This is a genomic window from Marinobacter lipolyticus SM19 (assembly GCF_000397065.2).
In the GTDB taxonomy this organism is placed as follows: Bacteria; Pseudomonadota; Gammaproteobacteria; order Pseudomonadales; family Oleiphilaceae; genus Marinobacter; species Marinobacter lipolyticus.
Window position 1 is genome coordinate 401359 of the sequence record NZ_KE007317.1, and the last position, 22274, is coordinate 423632.

General features: G+C 55.7%; 20 protein-coding genes. 4 read left to right on the top strand and 16 right to left on the bottom strand.

Translation table 11 applies throughout. The features are described 5' to 3' along the window. Positions 1–187: 187 nt before the first annotated feature. The 4 genes from asd to leuC form a co-directional block, all read right to left on the bottom strand. Entirely contained in the window at positions 188–1303 is a 1116-nt protein-coding gene (gene asd / locus MARLIPOL_RS08235) for an aspartate-semialdehyde dehydrogenase (protein ID WP_012137595.1), read from the bottom strand. Positions 1304–1433: 130 nt separating this feature from the next. After that, complete coding sequence (gene leuB / locus MARLIPOL_RS08240) at positions 1434–2507, bottom strand: 3-isopropylmalate dehydrogenase (protein ID WP_012137596.1); 1074 nt, start codon at positions 2505–2507, stop codon at positions 1434–1436. A 9-nt stretch (positions 2508–2516) separates the two neighbouring features. Further along, on the bottom strand, positions 2517–3161 hold the full coding sequence (gene leuD / locus MARLIPOL_RS08245) for a 3-isopropylmalate dehydratase small subunit (RefSeq protein WP_012137597.1): 645 nt from the start codon (positions 3159–3161) through the stop codon (positions 2517–2519). 16 nt (positions 3162–3177) lie between these two features. After that, entirely contained in the window at positions 3178–4596 is a 1419-nt protein-coding gene (leuC, locus tag MARLIPOL_RS08250; RefSeq protein WP_012137598.1) for a 3-isopropylmalate dehydratase large subunit, read from the bottom strand. Between the two features lie 343 nt (positions 4597–4939). Here leuC and MARLIPOL_RS08255 point away from each other — a divergent pair, with 343 nt between their 5' ends. Next, complete coding sequence (locus MARLIPOL_RS08255; RefSeq protein ID WP_012137599.1) at positions 4940–5812, top strand: LysR family transcriptional regulator; 873 nt, start codon at positions 4940–4942, stop codon at positions 5810–5812. A gap of 67 nt (positions 5813–5879) precedes the next feature. Next, the gene (locus tag MARLIPOL_RS08260) at positions 5880–7025 is read left to right on the top strand and encodes a PilT/PilU family type 4a pilus ATPase (RefSeq protein ID WP_012137600.1); all 1146 of its coding nucleotides are present in this window, start codon (positions 5880–5882) and stop codon (positions 7023–7025) included. A gap of 7 nt (positions 7026–7032) precedes the next feature. Here the strand turns inward: MARLIPOL_RS08260 and MARLIPOL_RS08265 are convergent, their stop codons facing one another. The 10 genes from MARLIPOL_RS08265 to MARLIPOL_RS08310 all read right to left on the bottom strand — a co-directional run bounded on the left by MARLIPOL_RS08265 (position 7033) and on the right by MARLIPOL_RS08310 (position 18062). Beyond that, entirely contained in the window at positions 7033–8208 is a 1176-nt protein-coding gene (locus tag MARLIPOL_RS08265) for an MFS transporter (protein WP_323807372.1), read from the bottom strand. Further along, entirely contained in the window at positions 8205–9299 is a 1095-nt protein-coding gene (gene aroC / locus MARLIPOL_RS08270; RefSeq protein ID WP_012137602.1) for a chorismate synthase, read from the bottom strand. Before aroC ends, MARLIPOL_RS08265 begins: the two co-directional genes overlap by 4 nt. 36 nt (positions 9300–9335) lie before the next feature. After that, complete coding sequence (prmB, locus tag MARLIPOL_RS08275) at positions 9336–10238, bottom strand: 50S ribosomal protein L3 N(5)-glutamine methyltransferase (protein ID WP_012137603.1); 903 nt, start codon at positions 10236–10238, stop codon at positions 9336–9338. A gap of 89 nt (positions 10239–10327) precedes the next feature. Further along, positions 10328–11395 (bottom strand): patatin-like phospholipase family protein, encoded by a 1068-nt coding sequence (locus tag MARLIPOL_RS08280; RefSeq protein WP_186008484.1) that lies wholly within the window; start codon positions 11393–11395, stop codon positions 10328–10330. Between the two features lie 115 nt (positions 11396–11510). Beyond that, positions 11511–12371 carry a DUF4892 domain-containing protein gene (locus MARLIPOL_RS08285; protein ID WP_228677595.1) on the bottom strand — a complete coding sequence of 287 codons (861 nt, stop codon included), beginning with the start codon at positions 12369–12371 and terminating at the stop codon, positions 11511–11513. Positions 12372–12429: 58 nt separating this feature from the next. After that, positions 12430–13350 (bottom strand): alpha/beta fold hydrolase, encoded by a 921-nt coding sequence (locus MARLIPOL_RS08290; RefSeq protein WP_012137606.1) that lies wholly within the window; start codon positions 13348–13350, stop codon positions 12430–12432. Positions 13351–13372: 22 nt separating this feature from the next. Beyond that, positions 13373–13723, bottom strand: a complete 351-nt coding sequence (locus MARLIPOL_RS08295; protein ID WP_008171779.1) for a PilZ domain-containing protein — start codon at positions 13721–13723, stop codon at positions 13373–13375. 175 nt (positions 13724–13898) lie between these two features. Further along, positions 13899–14909, bottom strand: a complete 1011-nt coding sequence (gene holB / locus MARLIPOL_RS08300; RefSeq protein ID WP_012137607.1) for a DNA polymerase III subunit delta' — start codon at positions 14907–14909, stop codon at positions 13899–13901. A 34-nt stretch (positions 14910–14943) separates the two neighbouring features. Next, a complete protein-coding gene (locus MARLIPOL_RS08305; RefSeq protein WP_012137608.1) occupies positions 14944–17037 on the bottom strand; it encodes a transglutaminase family protein in 2094 nt (697 codons plus the stop codon). Further along, positions 17037–18062, bottom strand: a complete 1026-nt coding sequence (locus MARLIPOL_RS08310; protein ID WP_012137609.1) for a DUF58 domain-containing protein — start codon at positions 18060–18062, stop codon at positions 17037–17039. Before MARLIPOL_RS08310 ends, MARLIPOL_RS08305 begins: the two co-directional genes overlap by 1 nt. A 234-nt stretch (positions 18063–18296) precedes the next feature. Here MARLIPOL_RS08310 and MARLIPOL_RS08315 point away from each other — a divergent pair, with 234 nt between their 5' ends. Beyond that, positions 18297–18926: a hypothetical protein gene (locus MARLIPOL_RS08315; protein ID WP_012137610.1), complete on the top strand. Its 630-nt coding sequence runs from the start codon at positions 18297–18299 to the stop codon at positions 18924–18926. 125 nt (positions 18927–19051) lie between these two features. Here MARLIPOL_RS08315 and MARLIPOL_RS08320 read toward each other — a convergent pair whose 3' ends face one another. Both MARLIPOL_RS08320 and MARLIPOL_RS08325 read right to left on the bottom strand, forming a co-directional pair. Further along, entirely contained in the window at positions 19052–19918 is an 867-nt protein-coding gene (locus MARLIPOL_RS08320) for a DUF6160 family protein (RefSeq protein ID WP_012137611.1), read from the bottom strand. 172 nt (positions 19919–20090) lie between these two features. Continuing rightward, on the bottom strand, positions 20091–20699 hold the full coding sequence (locus tag MARLIPOL_RS08325) for a hypothetical protein (RefSeq protein ID WP_012137612.1): 609 nt from the start codon (positions 20697–20699) through the stop codon (positions 20091–20093). Between the two features lie 194 nt (positions 20700–20893). Between MARLIPOL_RS08325 and pabB the strand changes: the two genes are divergently transcribed. Next, the gene (pabB, locus tag MARLIPOL_RS08330; RefSeq protein WP_323807370.1) at positions 20894–22246 is read left to right on the top strand and encodes an aminodeoxychorismate synthase component I; all 1353 of its coding nucleotides are present in this window, start codon (positions 20894–20896) and stop codon (positions 22244–22246) included. The last annotated feature ends 28 nt before the right edge of the window (positions 22247–22274 follow it).

The window sequence follows — 22274 nt, forward strand, 5'->3', positions numbered from 1 at the left end:
AACTTACTGTTACCGAACGATGATCAGTGTCACCGACACGGGAAATAGTAGCCTAACCCCGGCACTAACACCTACAAATTCAATCTTGAAAAGTAACAGGGGCGAAGACTGATTTCAGCCTCCGCCCCCTGACCAGTTCTCTGAAACCGGACACAGTTGGCATTTAATACCAACCGTTACACAACTATTAACGTTCCTGGAGGATACGCAGCATCCTGCGCAGCGGCTCGGCAGCACCCCACAGCAACTGGTCGCCCACAGTAAACGCGGAAATATACTCCGGCCCCATGGTCAGCTTGCGGATGCGACCGATAGGCACACTCAGAGTGCCAGTCACCTTGGCCGGGGTCAGCTCCTCGATGGTCGCATCGCGATCATTGGGAATGACTTTCACCCAGTCATTGGCTTTCGCCAGGATCGACTCGATCTCGGAAACCGGCAGATCCTTCTTGAGCTTGATGGTCAACGCCTGACTGTGGGAGCGCATTGCACCGATCCGGACACAGATACCATCAATAGGAATCGGGTTGTCTGAACGACCAAGGATCTTGTTGGTCTCAACGCCCGCCTTCCACTCTTCCTTGCTCATGCCGTTTTCGAGCTGCTTATCGATAAACGGAATCAGGCTGCCCGCCAGGGGCACCTGGAAGTGCTCAGTCGGAAAGCCATCCGAGCGCATGGTTTCGGTGACCTTGCGATCAATGTCGAGGATTGCCGAAGAGGGGTTGTCCAGTTCGCTTTTGACGCAGCTGTTCAACTCTCCCATCTGGTTGAGCAGTTCGCGCATGTTCTGGGCGCCAGAACCGGAAGCCGCCTGGTACGTCATCGGAGACACCCACTCGATCAGGTCCTGCTCCAGCAGCCCGCCGAGGGCCAGCATCATCAGACTGACCGTGCAGTTACCACCGATGTAGTCCTTGACGCCCTTGTCCAATGCTTCGTCAATAACGTTGCGGTTAACCGGATCCAACACGATGACAGAATGATCCACCATCCGCAGCGTGGATGCCGCATCAATCCAGTATCCTTCCCAGCCTGCGTCGCGAAGTTTCTGGTAGACCTCGCCGGTGTAATCGCCCCCCTGACAGGTGACAACAACGTCCATGGTTTTCAGGATATCGATATCAAACGCGTCCTGCAGGGGAGGAACGCCCTCCTTACCGACGTCCGGCGCCGGTTTACCGGCCTGGGATGTGGTAAAGAATACCGGTTCGATATCCGCGAAATCGTTTTCTTCACGCATGCGCTGCATGAGGACAGAGCCCACCATGCCACGCCAACCAATAAGTCCAACTCGCTTCATGTGCGACCTTTGAACCTCGTTTTATGCCCGCCCTCTACCTTTATCGCTGGCAGGGACAGGATGGATGATCCCGCGGCAACTGCGTCCCGTTACCGTCGGGTCTCAAATGCTGTGACCAAGGGGGTGCGACTTACAATGCCGCCAGAACCGCCTCACCCATTTCCCGGGTGGACACTTTTTTCGCACCTTCAGACATGATGTCTGCGGTGCGAAGCCCCTGGTCCAATACCTTGCTGACTGCCGCCTCAATATTTTCTGCGGCTTTCTCCTCACCCAGGCTGTATCGCAGCATCATCGCAGCACTGAGGATTGTAGCCAGCGGATTGGCCACGCCCTGGCCGGCGATATCCGGCGCCGAACCGTGGCAAGGCTCGTACATGCCCTGCTTTTCCGAGTTCAGCGACGCCGATGGCAACATGCCAATCGAGCCAGTGAGCATAGCCGCTTCGTCCGAAAGAATATCACCAAACATGTTGCCAGTCACAATCACGTCGAATTGTTTCGGGGCTCGAACCAACTGCATGGCTGCGTTATCAACGTACATGTGGGATAACTCAACGTCCGGGTACTCCCGGCGCAAGTCTTCCATGATTTCCCGCCACAGAACCGTCACCTCCAGAACGTTGGCCTTGTCGACCGAGCACAGTTTTTTGCCTCGCTGCTGGGCGGCCTCAAAAGCCACCCGACCGATACGGCGAATTTCTGATTCTGTGTAGGCGTATGTGTTGTAACCCTGGCGCTCACCGCTTTCCAACTCACGCACTCCGCGGGGCTGGCCAAAATAAATGCCACCGGTCAGTTCCCGCACGATCATAATGTCCAGGCCAGATACCACTTCCGGCTTCAGGGAAGACGCGGACGCAAGCTGCGGGTAGAGAATCGCCGGGCGGAGGTTGGCAAACAGTTCAAGGCTGGAGCGAAGGCCCAGCAAGCCCTTTTCCGGACGCTTGGCCATCGGCAGACTGTCCCATTTGGGACCACCGACGGCGCCCAGAACAATGGCATCCGCCTTGCGGGCTTTATCCAGGGTGTCGTCAGGCAGTGGACTGTCCGTTTCATCAATGGCAGCACCACCGACCAACCCGGACTCAAAGGTCAGACCCAGCTCAAATTTTTCGTTGATCTTGTGAAGCACCTTCTCAGCTTCAGCGACGATTTCCGGGCCGATGCCGTCACCCGGCAGCATTAATACAGTTCTGGACATAGTTTTTCCTTAAATTGCTTTGAATAACCACGGGGCCGTTTTTCGGCGACTTTCTTCGTATGACCTGATCAGGTCTGCATCTTCCAGCGTGACGCCAATGTCATCCAGACCGTTAAGCAGGCAATGCCGACGGAAATCATCCACATCAAAACTGAAGGATTCACCGGACGGTGTGGTCACAGTTCTGGCCTCAAGATCCACCGCCAGCTGATAGCCCACTTGCTCTTCGGCTTCCCGGAAAAGTTGATCGACCACTTTTTCTTCCAAAACAATAGGCAACAGGCCATTCTTAAAGCAGTTGTTATAGAAGATGTCAGCAAAACTGGGTGCGATAATGACTCGAAAACCGTAATCATCCAGCGCCCAAGGGGCGTGCTCCCGGCTGGAGCCACAGCCAAAGTTTGTCCGGGCCAGAAGTACGCTGGCGTTCTTGTAACGATCCTGATTCAACACGAAGTCCGGATTGATCGGCCGCTGGGAACAATCCTGATCCGGCTTGCCTTCATCCAGATAGCGAAGTTCATCGAACAGGTTCGGGCCGAAACCCGTACGCTTGATGGATTTCAGGAACTGCTTGGGAATAATCATGTCCGTATCCACATTGGAACGGTCCATGGGGGCGACAATGCCCTGGTGTTGCGTAAATGCGCGCATGGTTCTCTCCTGTGGATCAGTGCATCAATTCACGGACATCAATGAAGTGGCCTGTAACGGCCGCCGCTGCGGCCATAGCCGGGCTCACCAGGTGGGTACGACCACCAAATCCCTGACGCCCTTCAAAGTTCCGGTTCGAGGTGGATGCACAATGCTCGCCCTGCCCCAGCTTGTCAGCGTTCATCGCCAGGCACATGGAACAGCCCGGATCACGCCACTCCAGACCAGCCTCGATAAAGATCTTGTCCAGACCTTCCTGTTCGGCCTGAGCCTTCACCAGCCCGGATCCCGGAACCACCATGGCCTGCTTGAGTGTCGGGGACACCTTGCGCCCCTTCACTACCGCTGCCGCTTCACGGAGATCTTCAATGCGACTGTTGGTGCAGGAGCCAATAAACACGCGATCCAGCTTGATATCGGTAATTGGCATGTTTGGCTGGAGCCCCATGTATTTGAGCGCCCGGACGATACCCTCTCGTTTGATGGGGTCCGCTTCTTTCTCCGGGTCGGGCACATTGCCGTCCACGCCGGCCACCATTTCCGGAGAGGTTCCCCAACTCACTTGAGGATTAATGGCAGAACCATCAAGTTCCACAACCTTGTCAAACACAGCGTCATCATCACTGTGCAAGGTACGCCAGTAGTCAACGGCGGCGTCCCACTGATCGCCTGTGGGCGAGAACGGACGGTCCTTGACATAATTTATAGTGGTGTCATCCACGCCCACCATACCGACACGGGCACCCGCCTCAATGGCCATGTTGCAGATGGTCATGCGGGCTTCCATGCTCAGATCCTGAATGGCTTCACCACCGAATTCGATGGCGTAACCGGTACCGCCTGCAGTACCAATCTTTCCAATAATGGCCAGTACAACGTCTTTACCGGTGACTCCGGGGCCAAGCTTGCCATTGACCCTGACCAGCATGTTTTTCATCTTCTGCTGCACCAGGCACTGGGTGGCCAGCACATGCTCCACTTCCGAGGTGCCGATACCATGGGCGAGACAGCCAAAGGCACCGTGGGTGGAGGTGTGGGAATCACCACAGACAATGGACATGCCCGGCAAGGTGGCACCCTGCTCGGGACCAATCACGTGGACAATACCCTGGCGCTGGTCCTTGATCTTGAATTCGAGGATGCCGAATTCATCGCAGTTCTTGTCGAGGGTTTCGACCTGGATACGGGAGACCGGGTCGACGATGCCTTCCACTCCGCGTTCGCGGTCCGTGGTGGGCACGTTGTGGTCCGGCGTGGCAATGTTGGCATCAATCCGCCACGGCTTACGGCTGGCGAGGCGCAGACCTTCAAAGGCCTGGGGCGAAGTGACTTCGTGAAGCAACTGCCGGTCGATATAAATCAATGCGGAGCCGTCGTCCCGCTGTTTGACGAGATGGTCGTCCCATAATTTGTCGTATAAGGTCTTGCCCGCCATGGTTCTCTCTCATTCTCTGGGGGTTTCTGGTTATCGCTTTCTATGCAGCTATATTAACGCTTTGCACTGAATAACCTCAATTCATGTTTTTCATCTATCGCATGCCGATTAGTTATCGATTATGCTTTGGTGAAGGTCACGGATTTGGATACCAATCCGCTCCCCGGCACCTGGCAGTAGGCACTGAAAATGTTTGGGGAGCGTGGCGGGCAGCACCTTCCAAAACCGTGGAGCGCCAAGGAAGGCGCGACCGAGCCTACAGGGATGTATTTATGGCGTGTTTTGGAAGGTGCTGCCCGCCACGCGACCTACCCTTAAACAAGTAGGCAAACAGGATAAACGCGTGGACTCAAATGCACTGAAGGCTTTTTTAACAATTGTCGATCAGGAATCGTTCTCCGAAGCCGCCGAAATCCTTCACCTGACGCAGCCTGCTATTTCCAAGCGTCTGGCGGCACTTGAAAACCAGCTCGGCACTTCGCTGATTGACCGCAGTCATCGGAAAATCCGACTCACAGACGCCGGAGCGCGGCTACTCCCCCATGCCCGCAAGATCCTCGATGAGATTCATAATGCACGGGTGGCGCTGTCGCCGGATTCCGGACAGGTGGAGGGTGAATTGCAGATTATCGCCAGCCACCATATCGGGCTTCACCACCTCCCCAACTGGCTACGCCGGTTCAGCCGGGAGTTTCCGAATGTTTCGCTGAATCTACAATTCATGGAATCGGATGCGGCCTATGAGCAGATGCGTAAACGTAACGCTGAGCTGGCCTTTGTCACACTTAGTGACAGTATGGAAGGAAATTTCATGGTATACGAACAATGGCCCGACCCCATGGCGTTTGTGGTTGGGCCAGAACACCCGCTGGCAGGCATTGCATCGCCCGGGCTGGAGGATCTTGCGGGACATCCGGCGTTGCTGCCCGATACCACGACGGCGACCTATCGGGTGGTCAGTCGTTTGTTTCTGGAGGCCAATTTGCCCCTGCATCCACAGATGCCGACCAATTATCTTGAGACCATCAAGATGATGACCAGCGTTGGGCTTGGCTGGAGTGTTCTGCCAGTGAGCATGATGGATAACAGCGTCCATTGCCTGGATATCGGGTATCCGATCATGCGAGTACTTGGCGCTGTCGGGCTTTCCGGCCGTCAGCTAAGCGGCGCCGCCAGAGCCCTGATTGAGGTGGTCAAGGCCGAGGAAAGCGCCTGAACAGTTTACGTCGATAACAACATTCCGGTTAGCAATTGCAACTATCCTGGATTTCGGGGAGTTTTAAATGGGATTTGATGATTACCTGAAGGTATTGGCCAAGAATGATGGTTCTGACCTCTACCTGAGCACCGGCGCACCGCCCTGCGCAAAGTTTCATGGCACGCTGAAGCCAATCGACCGCACGCCCCTTGTCCCGGGTGCGATCAAGGAGATTGCCTACCAGATCATGGATGACGAGCAGGTATCGGAATTTGAACAGGAACTCGAGATGAACCTGGCGTACAGCATTCGCAACGTCGGGCGATTTCGGGTCAATATCTTCCGTCAGCGCAACGAGATTTCCATCGTTGCCCGTAACATTGTCACCGAAATCCCCAATGCGGATGATCTGGGGCTGCCGCCCGTACTAAAAGACGTAATGATGACAAAACGAGGCCTGGTATTGTTTGTCGGCGCTACTGGCTCTGGCAAATCTACGTCACTGGCAGCCCTGATCGACTACCGGAACTCCAATTCCTCAGGCCATATCATCACCATTGAAGACCCCGTGGAATACATTCACCGTCACAAGAAATGCATTGTGAATCAGCGGGAAGTAGGCGTGGATACCCGCAGCTTCCACAAGGCGCTGAAAAACACTCTGCGCCAAGCCCCCGATGTCATCCTGATTGGTGAGATCCGCGATCGGGAGACCATGGAGCACGCTCTGGCCTTTGCAGAAACCGGGCACTTGTGTATTTCCACGCTCCACGCCAACAACGCCAACCAGGCACTGGACCGTATCATCAACTTCTTCCCGGAAGAACGGCGCCCGCAGCTGCTGATGGATCTGGCCATGAACCTGAAGGCCTTTGTATCCCAGCGTCTGGTGCCCACGGTAGACAAAAAGCGCTGTGCCGCCATCGAAATCCTGCTTGGTACACCGACCATTTCGGAGCTTATTCTTCGCGGAGAATTGGATAGCATCAAGGAAATCATGGAAAAGTCGGCCAACATCGGCATGCAGACCTTCGATCTTGCCCTGTTCAATCTCTGGAAAGAAGGGAAGATATCCGAAGAGGAAGCTCTGAAGAATGCCGACTCAGCCAACAACCTTCGCCTGAAGATCAAACTCCACGGTCAGGACGGTACCACTGACAAGCCTTCCGGACCCACCGGAAGCGGTTTGTCGCTGCAGATCGAAGAAGACGAAGAGGACGAACCGGAGTAACCCGACGTCAGGCGTTATCATCCTTCGGTGGGGGCCTGAGCCCCCGCCAGGTGATAACAATAGCCACCATCATTGCTACAGCGCCACCCCAGAACGCCGCTGCGGTGCTGATACCATCCACCAGAAAACCCGACAACCATGCTCCCGCCGCGCCGCCGGCCCCAAACGTCAGACCGCTGTATAGAGCCTGCCCCTGGCCATGATGATGCTGGCCAAAAAAGCCCTGGATATACTGCACCGAAATGGCATGCAATGCTCCGTATGATGCGGCGTGCAACAGCTGTGCAAACACCAGCACAGCCACCACATCCGTTAACTCGGCAATTAACATCCAGCGGATCATGGTGAGCGTCAGTGCACCGATGGCTATCTGGCGAACCGAAAAGTTCTGGGATAGCCGATGCATCACCAGAAACAGCCCGATCTCCGCCAGCACCCCAAGAGACCACAGGAGCCCGATGGAAAGTTTGCCATATCCATGCTGCGCCAGGTGAATACTGAAGAACGTGTAGTAGGCCCCATGAGACACCTGGAGCAGGAAGTTCATCAGGAAAAACGACACCACCGCCGGATGGGTGACAATTGCCTTGAGACTGCCCTTCGGTGCTGCTGGTTTACGCTCCCCCCGATCAGAAGGCACCAGGAAGGCTGACACCGCGATCCCCACAAATACTGGAAGCAGCAGCCATGGCAACTTTTGTATTGGGACCCACTCCAGAATCCCGCCGACCAGAGCCACAGCGCCGATAAATCCAACAGATCCCCACAGCCTGACTTTGCCGTATTTGTCCTTTCGCTTGCCAAGTGTTCTGAGGGTGATTACCTCGTAGAGCGGCAGTATCGCATTCCAGAAAAACGTAAACGCCAGCATGACAAGGAGCAGCCCATAGAACCCGGGCTCCAGGAAAACACCGGCAAAAAACAACGATCCGGTGATTGCGCCAAAACGAACCAGGCGCACCCTCTGGCCGGACCGGTCCCCTAGCCAGCCCCACACGCTGGGGGCTATTATTTTGGTGAGCTGGATGGTCGCCATCAATGTGGCGATCTGCAGGTAGGAAAAGCCCTGCCCCTCAAGGTAAAGGGACCAATAGGGAAGAAGCCCTCCCAGGAGGGCGAAAAACCAGAAATAGAGGTTTGAGAGCCGCCAGTAGATAACAATAACCCTTCGGGTTGGCGTCAGAGTTGACCAAGAACCGGCGTCGAAACCTCCACATCGCCATTCTGACCACGATGGCGCAGATAGTGGTCCATCAGCACAATGGCCATCATTGCCTCGGCAATCGGGGTTGCCCGTATACCTACGCAGGGGTCGTGACGCCCGGTCGTAATAACCTCCACGGGATTGCCGTGAACATCAATACTCCGGCCAGGCAGCCGCAGGCTCGAGGTCGGTTTCAGGGCAATGCTTGCCACAATCGGCTGGCCGGAAGAAATACCGCCCAGCACACCACCGGCGTTGTTGGACAAGAACCCTTCAGGCGTCATCTCATCCCGGTGTTCGGTGCCTTTCTGCTCAATACACCCGAAGCCGGCGCCGACTTCCACACCCTTTACGGCGTTAATGCTCATCAGCGCATGGGCAAGATCGGCATCCAGGCGATCAAAAATCGGCTCACCCAGCCCGGGTGGAACACCTTCAGCCACCACATTAATCCTGGCACCAATGGAATCACCTTCCTTCCGCAAGGCATCCATATAGGATTCCATCTCCGCCACCTTGTCAGCGTCAGGACAAAAGAAGGGATTCTGGTGCACCTGATCCCAATCTAACTTCTCCGCCTTGATTGGTCCCAGTTGTGACAGGTAACCGCGAATCCGGATACCCAGACGCTGTTCAAGAAACTTCCTGGCCACTGCACCAGCGGCTACGCGCATGGCAGTTTCACGGGCCGACGACCGGCCACCGCCCCGATAATCGCGAATACCGTACTTGTGGGCGTAGGTGTAATCAGCGTGCGCCGGGCGGAACTGCTCGGAGATTTTGGAGTAATCCTTGGACCGCTGATCGGTGTTTTCGATGACCAGTCCAATCGGTGTCCCCGTGGTCTTTCCTTCAAACACACCAGACAGGATTTTTACTTCATCCGCCTCACGGCGCTGGGTAGTGTGTCGGGAGGTGCCTGGCTTGCGGCGATCCAGATCCTGCTGCATGTCCTCCTCGGACAGCTCCAGCCCCGGAGGGCAACCGTCGATGATGCACCCTAAAGCGGCCCCGTGACTTTCACCAAAAGTGGTGACTGTGAACAATTTTCCGAAGGTGTTTCCCGACATGATTCAGTATCTTATCCAGGGTTTATAAAAAGGTTCTCAGGATTTTCCCTGCCACTGGCGAAGGTCTTCGGCGGTCACCAGAAAGACGCCGTCACCACCATTTTCGAAATCCAGCCAGGTCATTGGCAAATCCGGATACGTCTGCTCGAGTGCGACCCAGCTATTGCCCACTTCAACAATGAGCAGTCCGCCCGGATTCAAATGATCCGCCGCCCCGGCAATGATCCGGTGGGCAATCTCAAGACCATCATTCCCGGCTGCCAATCCAAGCTCTGGTTCATGGCGATACTCCTCCGGCATGCCCGCCATATCCTCGGCGTCGACATAAGGCGGATTGCTCAGGATAACGTCATAACGTTCCTCAATGCCGTCGAATACATCTGATTGCACGGTGCGTACCCGATCAGTCAACTCGTGAAGCTCGATGTTGGATCGGGCGACCTCCAGGGCATCCGATGATATATCCGAGAGATCGACTTCTGCCTCTTCAAATATTGTCGCGGCTCCTATGCCGATGCAGCCACTACCTGTGCAAAGGTCAAGAATGCGTGTCACCGGGAGTTCGCCAAGCCAGGGTTGAAGGCCGCGTTCAATTAGCTCTCCAATGGGAGAGCGTGGAACCAAAACGCGCTCATCCACATTGAACGGCATGCCCATAAACCAGGCTTCCCCCAATAGATAAGCCAGGGGTACCCGTTCTTCAATCCGTCTGCGCATGCGACTGATGATGAGTTCCCGCTCTTCCCGGATCAGACGCGCGTCGAGAAACAGCGTGTTGTTCTCCAGAGGCAAGTGCAGGCTGCGCATCACCAACTGCACGGCTTCGTCCCACACGTTGTCAGTGCCATGACCGAAATACAAATCTGAAGCGGAGAACCGGGAAGAAACGTACCGCAGGAAATCCCTGACGGTATGCAGGTCATCAATAGGGCTGGTCACGTAGCTCGGATTCCTGTGTGAAGATGCGTTTCTGACCGGCATTATACGCTGTTTGGCCAGCACACTGCAGCCCCGCTTACCCAACGGCATTACATTGCCATGGGGCCAGAGCTGGTGCGATTCTCTTCATAGCGATCCAGAGCTGCCGCCATTCGCTCTCTTCCCAGCTGAATCAGCTCTGGAGCCTTGTGGTAATCGTAGCTGCGCGACGCGTTTTTCGGCACGTTGACCAGCAAATCCGGTGGGTAGCCGGCGATCTTGTACTGGACAAGGGCGCTTTGCATGGTTTCGATAGTCAGGTTCATGACATCGAACTTCCCGATGCCCAGCTTGTCCCAATCGATGGTTTCATGAGCCAAGTCCGGATCGTCCTGAACCTTGTCTACCCGTTTTTTTTCGACAGCCTTGCTGATTTTATCCTCGGGACTGTCGCCTGGCGCCACTCCCACTTTGCGACTACTGAAGGTCTTGATCGCATCCCAGTCAAACCAACGGGACGCTTTTTCGCGGATGACGTCCATCCATTCTTCCGTTTCACCTTCCTCCAGCTCACCAGCCTCATTGAAGCCGGCGTCAGGAATCCGGCGACGCCTGTCATCCTCACCACTGAGATTCACCGCCACGATCATGTCAGCATGGGAGGAAATCGTGGGAATGATGGGAAGTGGGTTCAACAGCGCACCGTCCACGAGCACCCGACCGTTAAGCACCAGTGGCGTCACCACGCTGGGAATGGCAACGGACGCGCGGATAGCCTGATCCAGAGGGCCTTCCTGAAACCATATTTCCTTGTGTGCCAGCAAGTCCGTCGCCACGGCGGTATAGGCGATAGGCAAATCCTCAACACGGATATCGCCGAGCATTTCCCGCACAACGGAAAAGATTTTCTCACCACGTATCGCACCGACAGAATTGAAAGTCACGTCAAGAAGTTTCAGGACATCAAACTGCCCCAGTCCTGTCACCCAATCCTTGTAGTCCTTCATCTTTCCGGCCGCATACATGCCACCGACCAAGGCCCCCATGGAGCACCCGGAGATAGCGACAATCTCGTAGCCTCGTTCCTCCAGAACTTCAATGGCTCCAATATGGGCGTAACCGCGCGCACCGCCACTTCCCAGAGTCAGGGCTACAGTTTTTCCCTGCCCCGGCTTCATGGGTTTCTTTTCAGATGATTGAGATGCTTCCGCCACAGTAACCTCAGCATCCTTAACGACGGCAGAGGCACCATCGGTAGGGGGTTCCGTTTTATCGGAATGGTTGTCTGTCGGTTTACTCACCCGGCCCACCTCGTATCACGACAATCTCAACACGATCACCCTGACGTTCGGGAGACGGGATAATGATTGCCGGACCAACAGTAATCAGCGTCTGGCGATTCCTGGAGACTCCACTTTTATCGAGTACCTGCGACAGAGACTCCATGGCATTCCGCGCCCGCGCCATGGCATCCTCCAGCGGTTCATTTTCACCCAGTGAGGCATACCCTGTTAACACAACTGAGGCGCCATCTTCGTCTGCCCAGCTATTCAGAATCCGCCGGTCACTGGCACTCCAATCGAAGCTGTGTGTGACGCCTCCTTGCCAGGGCACAATGATAGGGCCCCGAATACGGGCACTGGCCGAATCGAGGCCGGGAATCGCTCCGCCCTCGCTGGTTTCCAGATGCTCCACCCATACGTATTCTCGCTGCGTACCACGTGTAACGGTATAAATCAGGGTAAGCCAGGTCTTGCCGGATTCTCCGACCGCTGCCGCAACCAGATAATCCTGATCGGAATCGCGTCCATACAATGTCGACTGATCAAAAATCTGATTCGCCCAGACATTACTGCGACCGCAATCGCGACCACTGCACTCAAACAACACCTGGGCACCCCGTGCCTGCAATATCCTCTGGTAATGTGCGCGTGCTTCACCGCGACTGGCATCCCGGTTGACCTGATAGAGACGCCCTACGCCTGTGACCGGAATTCTTGCCATTTTCTCCGAGCGGATCTGATTATTTATCTCCCGGACCGGGCTGAAAAGAACCAGATGGCCAGAAGAGACTACCGGCTCTTCGTCTTCCAGTGAGGACTGGGGATAAGCAGCCGGAAACGCCGCAAGGTCGCCGTTGGTGGTCTGTGCCACGACCGGATGAGAACCTGCTAATACCAGAAATCCCACGATAAAACCGTTCAATAGCCCTTTAAACATCATGGCTGATAAATTCCCTGATTGCATGACTGACAGGTTCAATATCACCGTCGAAATGACAGTGATGACCACCAGGTACCGTCACGGTTTCCATCCGGGGAATGGCCTTAAGGCGGGGCTCCCATCCCTTTCGATGGGACAGTAAGCCATTCTCGGCTCGGATAAACAGAGTACGTGTACTGACCTTGCGAAGACTCGCCAGCACCTGCGATTCCTCCAGCATCATGATAGAAGGATGACGGAGTCTTGGATCAGTACGCCAGACAAAGCCACCATCGACCGCTTTCATGTTGCGAGGGATGAGTGTCAACGCAGCTTCGGGAGATAGCGGGCTCAGCCCCCCTTCCCTTGCTTTGGCAGCGGTCTGGGGATCGGGATAAACCACGGACTTGCCCGACCCGGTCATTCTTTTCCTGATGGCCTGGCGCAATTTCGGAATAGTATCCTCCGGTGGCCGGCTGATCGGGCCCAGACTGTCAATCATCACCAGATTCCGGACGTGCTCCGGAAACGCCGCCGCGTACAGGACACACACAATCCCGCCCAGAGAATGCCCGATCAGGTCCACCTTGTGCCCAGGCGCATGATCAAAATAATGTTCGATCAGCTCTGCCAGGTCGGCTACGTAATCCATCAGCAGATAACTCTGGCCGTCCGGACGATGACCGGAGTGCCCGTGGCCCGCCATGTCGATGGCATACACTTCCCGTCCACGTGGCAGCGCCGGCGCCAGATGAGCAAATGTCAGACTGTTATCCAGCCAGCCATGAAGCATCAGGATCGGACACGAGTCGCCAGAATTTTCGCTGGCAGGCCAGCGCAGACCCGCCAGCTCGATGTTTTTCAGAGGCCAGTTCACCTCTTCAGGAGTCGCCTCTACGGCCGCTTTCGGGGATAACACAATGTCATTCATTAAAGGATCAGTTCACCTGCGGTTACATGGTGTGGGTCGGTCGGTCGGAGCTCAGGGAGCCTGCCAGATAGGACTCGATCTTGGTCCGCGCGGTCTCATCATCGCCATTGAACTGGACTCCAATACCCGCGGCGCGGTTACCCTGCGCACCTTTGGGGGTAATCCAGATCACTTTACCGGCAACCGGTATTTTCTCGGGTTCATCCATCAGGTTCAGCAACAGAAACACTTCGTCCCCGAGCTGGTACTGTTTCTGGGTCGGAATGAACAGTCCACCTTGCCGGATGTATGGCATGTACGCCGCGTACAGTACGGCTTTGTCCTTTATGGTAAGGGTCAGTATGCCACTTCGTGCGCCAAAGCCGGGGCCCATAGTTAACACCTTTCTATCTGGCTGAGAAACATTGTTACTTTGTTGGATTACGATGTCGGATGAAGGCTTCGGCTTATCCGACTTACTGTTCGAGACTGAAAATTATCTGATATTTCGCAATCATAGCAGCAGTTGGCCAAAATCGCTCTCTCTGCCCCCCCCAGCGGTTGTCGGTTCAGGCCGGCGCCCGTTTACGGGGCATCAATGCCTGCCACGCGATCAGCAGCCTGCCTGCCTCAAGCTCCGGATTAACGTTGTAGACAGCCGCGGAACGTGTCTCGTGAATCAGCTCCAGGATCTGGTGCGCACACCACGGCGGGTTGGATTTGGCGAGATAATTCAGCATCTCTGCTGCATCCGTATCCCTTGGCGTGCCATTGGCACTGATCCTGGCCAGATCCGCTGCCCAGCTTTCAAACAATCCCAGGGCGCCTTCCAGCCCGAGAGCCTTGAACGGCTTGGCGGCTTCGCCTACCGTCAGCTGGCCTTTCATGAACTGACGGAATTGATTCAGGGCCTGATCCCGCAACGTCAGGTAATCCCCTGTCAGGTACTCATAGGCCAGTCTCGGCGTGTTGCCGGACAACGTCAGTGCTTTGCCGCACAACTCCGCGGAGGGACGGTCCGCTTCATCCAGTTTCATGACTTCAGTTGCCAACCAACGAGCTGCAGCATCGCCATCCGGAATGGCAATCAACAGGGTCTGGCAGCGGGATCGGATGGTCGGCAGAATCGGGCGCCCGCTTTCCTGCAACAGCAGGAGCACCACATCGTCGGAAGGCTCTTCCAGGGTCTTCAGCAAAGCGTTCGCAGAGTTGATGTTCAATTGATCTGCACGATCAATGATCGCTACCTTGCGTTGTCCGACCTGTGGAGACGATACGGCGAACGACGACAGTGCCCGAATCTGATCCACCTTGATCATCCGTGACTTTTCGGGGCTATAAACGCGGATATCCGGATGGGTACCAGCCGCCACCAGCTCACACTGTTTACAGCCGCCACATGGTTGAAGACCATGATCATCATCATGGGCAGGCCGATCACAGATCAGTAATCCGGCAACGCCATCGGCAAACATCCGCTTACCAACGCCACGCTCGCCCGTCACCAGTAACGCATGAGGTAGCCGGTTTTCACCCAGACGTTTCTGCAGACTTTGCCAGGCATCGTGGAGCCAGGGCATGGACACTTCGGATGGATTCAACCTGTTACCCTTTTTAGTGGCGGTGAGTCGCGGTTTCACCAGACTCGGAGGTATCCCGCAACATCTGTTTACGCATAGTGATCAGTAAACGCCCCATTTTTTCCCGTGACTGGCGCTGATCCGCTCGCGGTTCGCTGCCATAGTAATGCTTGTTTACCATTCGGGCAAAAGCTCTGGCGGCTCCCCCGGCCCGGGGGCTCGCCGAACCAATACGCTCGGCCAGCTGCGCGGGCGTCTCCCCAAAGCGCACCGGAATACCCGCACGTTCACAAAGCCTGTACCAGCGTCGGATTAGCCGCATGACAGGATCACGGGAAGTTGAGCTACGCATTTGCCAGCTGGAAAACCCTCCGGCAACCAATAGGGCGAACCCGACTATGCCCGCTGTCGCATAGCCCAACTCTTTCAACCCGAACCCTCCGGGCAAACGGGACATCAAATCCATCTGGGATTGGCCCTGGTAGCCCACCACCCAGCGTTGCCACTGATAGTTGATACGGTCCAGTTGCAGGGACGCCCACTGGAGTACAGCCATGTTGCCGTACCGTTGCGGTGACGCCCAGTCATTCTCAAGAAATGAGCCTTCTTCGGCCACGGCATCCCGCAATCCGGACTCAATCCGGTCAGGTGCTATGGCGGCGGTCGGATCCACACGCACCCAGCCTTGACCTTCGATCCACGCCTCGACCCAGGCATGGGCATCGTACTGACGAACGACAAGATACTCGTTACCCGCACCCGGATCCCCTCCCTGATATCCCACGATTACTCGGGCGGGTATGCCAGCGGCTCGCAACAGGAACGTTGTCGCACCTGCGTAGTGGGCGCAGAATCCCCGTTTTTCATCAAACAGCAGAGCATCAATGCCGTCTTGAGGCATCGTAGGAGGTCGCAGGGTGTAATAGTATGCCTGTTGTCGGAACCGGGACATCAGCGCCCCAACCAGGGCTTCAGGGGTGGGGTTGTCTGCCTTCATTTCTTCCGCCAGGGCTCGCGCTCGCGGGTTACCGCTTCCGGGCAACTGCAGGTATCGGCGTAAAGTTTGCGGATCCTCTGCTACGGCATTCTCGCTGTCGCCACCTTGCAACTCCATACGATAACGAACGGTCGTGTCGGCTGGGCGGCGGAAACGGAACAAGCCCTCGTCTGTCGGCACCACGTTATTGGAAACAGCTACAGAATCCTCCAGCACAAAGGCCCAACGCTCGTCCGTGGGCTCCATCAACACATCGTACTGGCCAGGCGTCAGGTTGCCCACGCCGCCATCGACAGACACGCGACCCGGTCTCCGGAAGGGCTCCCCCTGACCCTGACGCCAGGTCTCCCCATCCAGATAGTCCAGGATCAACCCCCGCCAATAACGGTCCCTATACGCGGGCAGTTCGCCACCGAAGGTAGCGCGGAATGCTCTCTCACTGCTCTGTGCGAGGTTGGAGATATCTCCGGGGCGCATGGTGTCACTGATACCAGAGCGCGCCTCTCCGGATACCAGAGGCACACTCCAAAGCGGAGCCACACGCGGAAAAAATAAGAACAGCAATACGACAACGGGCAACGTTTTCAGCAGCATCATGCCCAAACGACCCCAGCCGGAACGCATGGACTCCGGTAAATCCGGAGCATTCAACGTCTGAAGCCCCACCAGCAAAAAACCGACTGCCAGCAGATTCAGCGCCGCCCAGTGGATCTCCTGATGGAACAGGAAATTGACCGTTGCCAGGTACACCAGGATGAAAAACAGCACATAGAAATCCCGGGTGGATCGGGTTTCCAGCCACTTGAGTCCCACAGCGAGGACGAAGAAAGAGGCTGCCGTATCCACCGTAAACCGTCCCTGTACCGTGGCAACGTAAATGGCAATCACCCCCAGCATGATCGCGGTTCTCGTCCATTTTCCCGGCAAACGGACACGACCGGACTGAGCCAGCCAACGCCAGCCCGCAAGGGCAACACAACTGGCAATCAGCCACACCGGTAGTCGGTCCCATTGCGGCACCAGTAGCAACGCAAAACTGGCGATCACCCAGATCAGCGCCCTGCTCGGCAGTGCTGGAACTTCTGCTCCAGAAAAGCCTGACACCTCATAATTACCGGGAAGTGTTGCCATCAACCGACCTCCCCGATCACTGTCGTGCCATCAGTCTGTGCCCTGGAACCAAAAGCGCTCGTGGAATCATCCCGCGGCTTATCCAGGCCAAACACCGCAAGGCTTTTAAGACAACGGTTGACATGAGCGGGTCCGGCATCCGGATCAATAACCTGGCCCGGCAGATTCAGTCCAAACGGTGTGCCTGTCTGGCCGCGTTCAATAACCAAAGCCGTCAGATAGCTGATTCGCAATTCCTGATCCACGCCAGGGAATGCATGGTAATCAATCCAGTGGGGACTGCCCTGCTCACCCTCCCAGTCTGCAATCACCATCTGGCCGGTACGCGCAAAGCGTTTCCATAAAACACGTTGAGCCAGATCCCCTTCCCGCCAGGGCCGCATGTCAGCATGGTCGTTACCGTCGATGGCGCGGGCGGTTTCCTGATCATCACCGTCAGATACTGTACTCATCGCGTCCGGCGCAGGCACTGGCCGCGGATAAGCAATACCAAAGGACGCCGGCCGGACCCAGGACCACGCCTTGAGCAGTCCGAATGGAAAGCGGGTCTCCACCCGGACTCGATCGGGACGGAAATACCCACGTTGCGGGCTTTCCGCCGACAACACCAGATCACCAGCCTGTCCAGCCGGTACGTGCTGCTGACTCAGGGTGTGCTCATCGAAACTCAGGGAAATTGCAACAGCGTCGTGCTTACCTGACACCGCGCGAAATCGGAATGGAATCCGATCACCGCAAAACCCCTCGCCGGCCTGAACAAGGGTAAGTTCCAGATCTGCAAGATTGCGGTGTGTCTGGTGCATGGCAGCCACCATAATGGCGCCGAGCATAAAGGTCAGCAGGTAGATCAGACTGTTCTGATAGTTGATGCCGGTAATCAGCATTACCAGCAGCAATAGGCCAAACACCACACCCGGTCCGGTCGGCAAAATGAAAATATTTCGCTGGCTGAATACCTGCTTATCCGCTCGGGGAATCCTGCGATTAACCCAGCGCTGCCAGCGCGAACGAAGTGCCTGAAACATAAAGGTCCTGTTAGCTACCCCAGGGTGCCCCGGGAAAATCGGCCGTCTATATAACCATCTTTACTACGATATTTATAACAATACTGAAAATACACCGATAGTGGTCACAATCCCGCGACAAATCCCTTGAATTTGTGTCGGGCAATCCGAATACTGATTATAAAGGGAGCAGACTGATTGCAGTGTTATCAGGCATACCTCCTACATCGTGGATCACAGCCAGGGGGCTATACCATGACACGCCCAACCCCTCTCTCCATTGCCATCGCCAGCGCCACCGGACTTGCTGTTTTCAGCACAGCGCTGTCAGCGGGTGTGCAAACCATGACATCCGATGAGATGGTGGACACCTATGTGAAAGACTCCGCTGTCATCGTCGTTCCCAGGGACCAGCAGAAAAGTGCAGCGGATCGCCAGCGCATCCTACGCTCCCTGACGATTTCACCCGGTGAACCCGTAGTATCGGAAGCGGAAGAAGAAGCCTATCGGGAAGCCCTGCAGCGGTATCAGGAAGAAGGCAAATCCGAGGCACTGGAACAGGCCGAGGAAGAATTCCTTCGCCGTGCCCTGCTTTTGCCTCAGGAAGAACTGGCTCGTGCGCAGCCTCAAGTAGACTTCACACCCACAATCCCGCCCATCATCTTTGGTCAACAGGCCCAGATTCCGGATGAACCCTTCACCCAGACATTCCTGAACGACCAGCTTGGTATCGGATTTGACGGCCAGAACGTGAATTTCTCCATCGGTAACCCTCCCGGCATTGACCGCATTGAAGTACCTCAGGCGATCAATGAAGGGCCCATCAGCCTGACACCACGCCCGGGTGGTGGTTTTGATTTATCGATAGCGGTACCGGATCAGTAGCACCCAATAGCAGAATTACCAGCCATAAACGACGTCTTTGTGGGCGTCGTTTTTTTACCTTCAGAATAAAAAAAACGCCCCGCCGAAGCGGAGCGTTTATTGAACACCTGCTGAGTCAGGTCAGATTAGTGACCGTAAACTGCGAGCTTGGTGTCGGTAACCGCCAGGTTGTCGATGGCGAGGGAACCGATGGACGTGCCACCAATTTCAACTGCACCGATAGACATATCCATGTACACGTTGTTTACGTCGATACGCAGTACGTCTGTAGCCGTGGAGGCACCAAGGCCAGCACCTTTATATACATCCAGGTTCACGTTGGCGAAACCGGCCAGCACCTGAGCTTCCTGGGATGCCGGATCCAGACCGAATTCACCATCTGCGTCAGCAGACATGACCGAGCCGTCGCCGTCATAGTCGAAGTTACCGCCAGCGCCGGTGATCACCATGTCACGAATACCAATACCCAGGAACTCAACGTCAAAGTCCATATCCTGTACGTCGAAGGCAGCAACGATATTCAGGTGGTCGGTAGCGGTGTCAACACGGAAGTCGAGCTGCGCCAGGTTACCGTAACCGCTCATGTTGGAGATCAGCGTAGTGCTATCTGAGCCAGTGCTACCAGCCAGCAGCTCCATGGAACCAACGGTCATACCCCAGTCGATCGGGTTGCCATCCAGGGTGCCTACGTGGATAACTGCGTCGCCATCATCAGCCACGTCGATATCGATCTTCAGTTGGTCCAGCAGCTCAGTACCTGTGCCACCGGCAACACCCGAACCACCGAGAACGATGTCGTTAACTGCGAAGGAGCCTTCATCCGTGTACTTGAACTGACCAATGCTTACTTTGGTTTCCAGTTCGATGGTCACACCGGCCTGACCGGTGACGTTACCCATTGCACTGTCGTCCATTGCTTTCAGGTCAGCGTGTGCTGCAAAAGGAGCAGCAGCGACCGCGGTTGCGAGTGCGATTTTCTTCAGGCCTTTCATATTATCTCCTTATAAACTCATGTTGTTGTTATCTGAGTTTGTATTTTTTGATGTGGAGTCCCTTACCCCACGACTCCATTTAAGATTGTTTTACAGTCCTAGTCCGTGACTGCATTCACAGTTCTTCACGAGTCGCTTACAACCTGAAACAAACGCGCATTACTTCTCACTTTCACCCCTGATGAGCCGGTGATTCTTGCTTATCGTCGTAAAACATCTGGAACGGCTTTTCCCTGGTAATCGCCTGCGAGAACGACGCGTCCCCATCTTCCAGATGGAAAGGCACCACCTTGTTGGCAGAAATACCCAACCGATGCTCATGCTCTATGACAAGCGCCTCAGCATCTTCCCCTTCTTTAACCTTGCCGGTATAAAGGATGACTGCCGCATTGATCTTTCCGCGACGCGCAATCGACTTGAGTGCCGCCCGGTACATCAGGATCCTCATCTGGGCGTTTGCCTGCTCCGCCTGGGAATCAATATTGATCCTCTTGATGGTTTCCCCGTCATCCAGCAGCATCCAGGCAGCAGGCATATTGTCATCGTCATCCATTAACTCGCTGGTGTACTCCTCCATCGCTTTTTCCGTTAGCTTTACCAGTTGTTGTTGACCAATAACGGCGAACTTTGCCAGTTCTTCCTTGGTAAGCATTCCATCAGACAGCACACTGTTCTCCGGAATTTCGACGGCCAGTTGATTCTCCTCAGAGAGAGCAAAAGGGGTTGTGAGCAATGCAGAGGTCAACGCTATGGTAACCAGTGACTTTTTCAGGCTTGGCATCGTAATCTTCCTTATTATTTTCAATCGGTTTCCACACGACACCCCCGGAAGTCGGTTAAAATAAATAACCGGCCTGTCCGGCGCTGTCCAATGCAACGGAAATGTCCGTTCTATTAGATCAGCGTGAGTTCGGAACCGACAATGCCCGTTTTGTGGGCTGATTATCATTCTTCTACATTTGTTACGGGGTTAGTTTGAGCCTGCCTGTTTCCAGACCCATTACCAGCGAAGAGTACAGCCACTTGTTGGACCATGCCTGTGGGGAATACGACTTCGCCTATATTGGCAGCGTTGGAAACGGCGAATCCCGGGGCGTGATCTGTGGATTCTCCGCCTGTGCCAGCCAATCCCTGGAAATCAGCCCGGGCTCTTCCGCAGCGGCGGATCTCAGCATGCTCGCAGGGCAAATGGAGAAAGCGGCGCAGCACTACAGCACTCCCCAGGCGGAGTCCGGGGACCACCTGACCGGCGGCTGGGTTGGGTTCCTGGGGTATGAGCTGGGCTACGTAAAAGAGAAACGCCTGATTGACCAATGCCCGGACGTTGACGTTCCGCTCATGCACGCCGGCCTCTACCTGTGGTCCGCTAGCCATAACAGGGTAAACGACAGCTATTATTTGTGGGTCCACCCTGACTGCCCGGGGAAAATCCTCAGAAAACTGCAGGATTGGCTGACAGGCAACGCAGCCTCACCGGATGAGACGTGGCACATGCCCGCTCCGTTCACGGCCACCCAGTCCCGGGACGAATTCGTGGCAAGCGTAGCCGCTGTTCGCCAGTACATTGAGGCGGGCGATTGTTACCAGGCCAATCTCTCCCAGGAGTTCAGCGGCCACTATGCGGGCAACCCATGGCAAGCCTTCCGGGCGCTTTCTGACGCCAACCCCACCCCGTACAGCGCGTTCATTCGGGCCGGAAGACATTCGATACTCTCGATTTCTCCCGAACGCTTTCTGGAGATCCGGGGAAAAACCGTTCACACCAGCCCGATCAAGGGCACCCGCCCACGCGGTACGACTCCTCAGCAAGACGCGGCCCTGGCGGACGAGTTAAGAGCTTCGGAGAAGGACCGCGCCGAGAATCTGATGATCGTGGACCTGCTGCGGAACGACCTTGGTGTCAGCGCGGTAACAGGTACCGTGGCCGTGGACCAGTTATTTGCCCTGGAGTCCTACCGCAATGTCCATCACCTGGTCAGCCACATCCATGCCACTCTCAAGGATCATGTATCGCCAATTAAAGCACTGCTTGATGCCTTTCCCGGCGGTTCCATCACAGGCGCGCCCAAGATACGGGCCATGGAAATTATCCGGGAGCTGGAACCCCACTGGCGAGGCCCCTACTGTGGGTCGGTGTTCTACTGGGGACTGAACGGCGTGCTGGACAGCAATATTGCAATCCGGACTCTGCTTTGTGATGACGAGGGCACGATTCGATGCTGGGGTGGCGGAGGGATCGTTGCCGATTCCGATCCGCAGGCGGAGTATGAGGAGACGCTGACCAAGGTGCGGCCGCTGATGGAGTTTCTGGAGAAACTGGAACTGTAAGTCGAATTTGTAGGTGTCGGGTTACGCT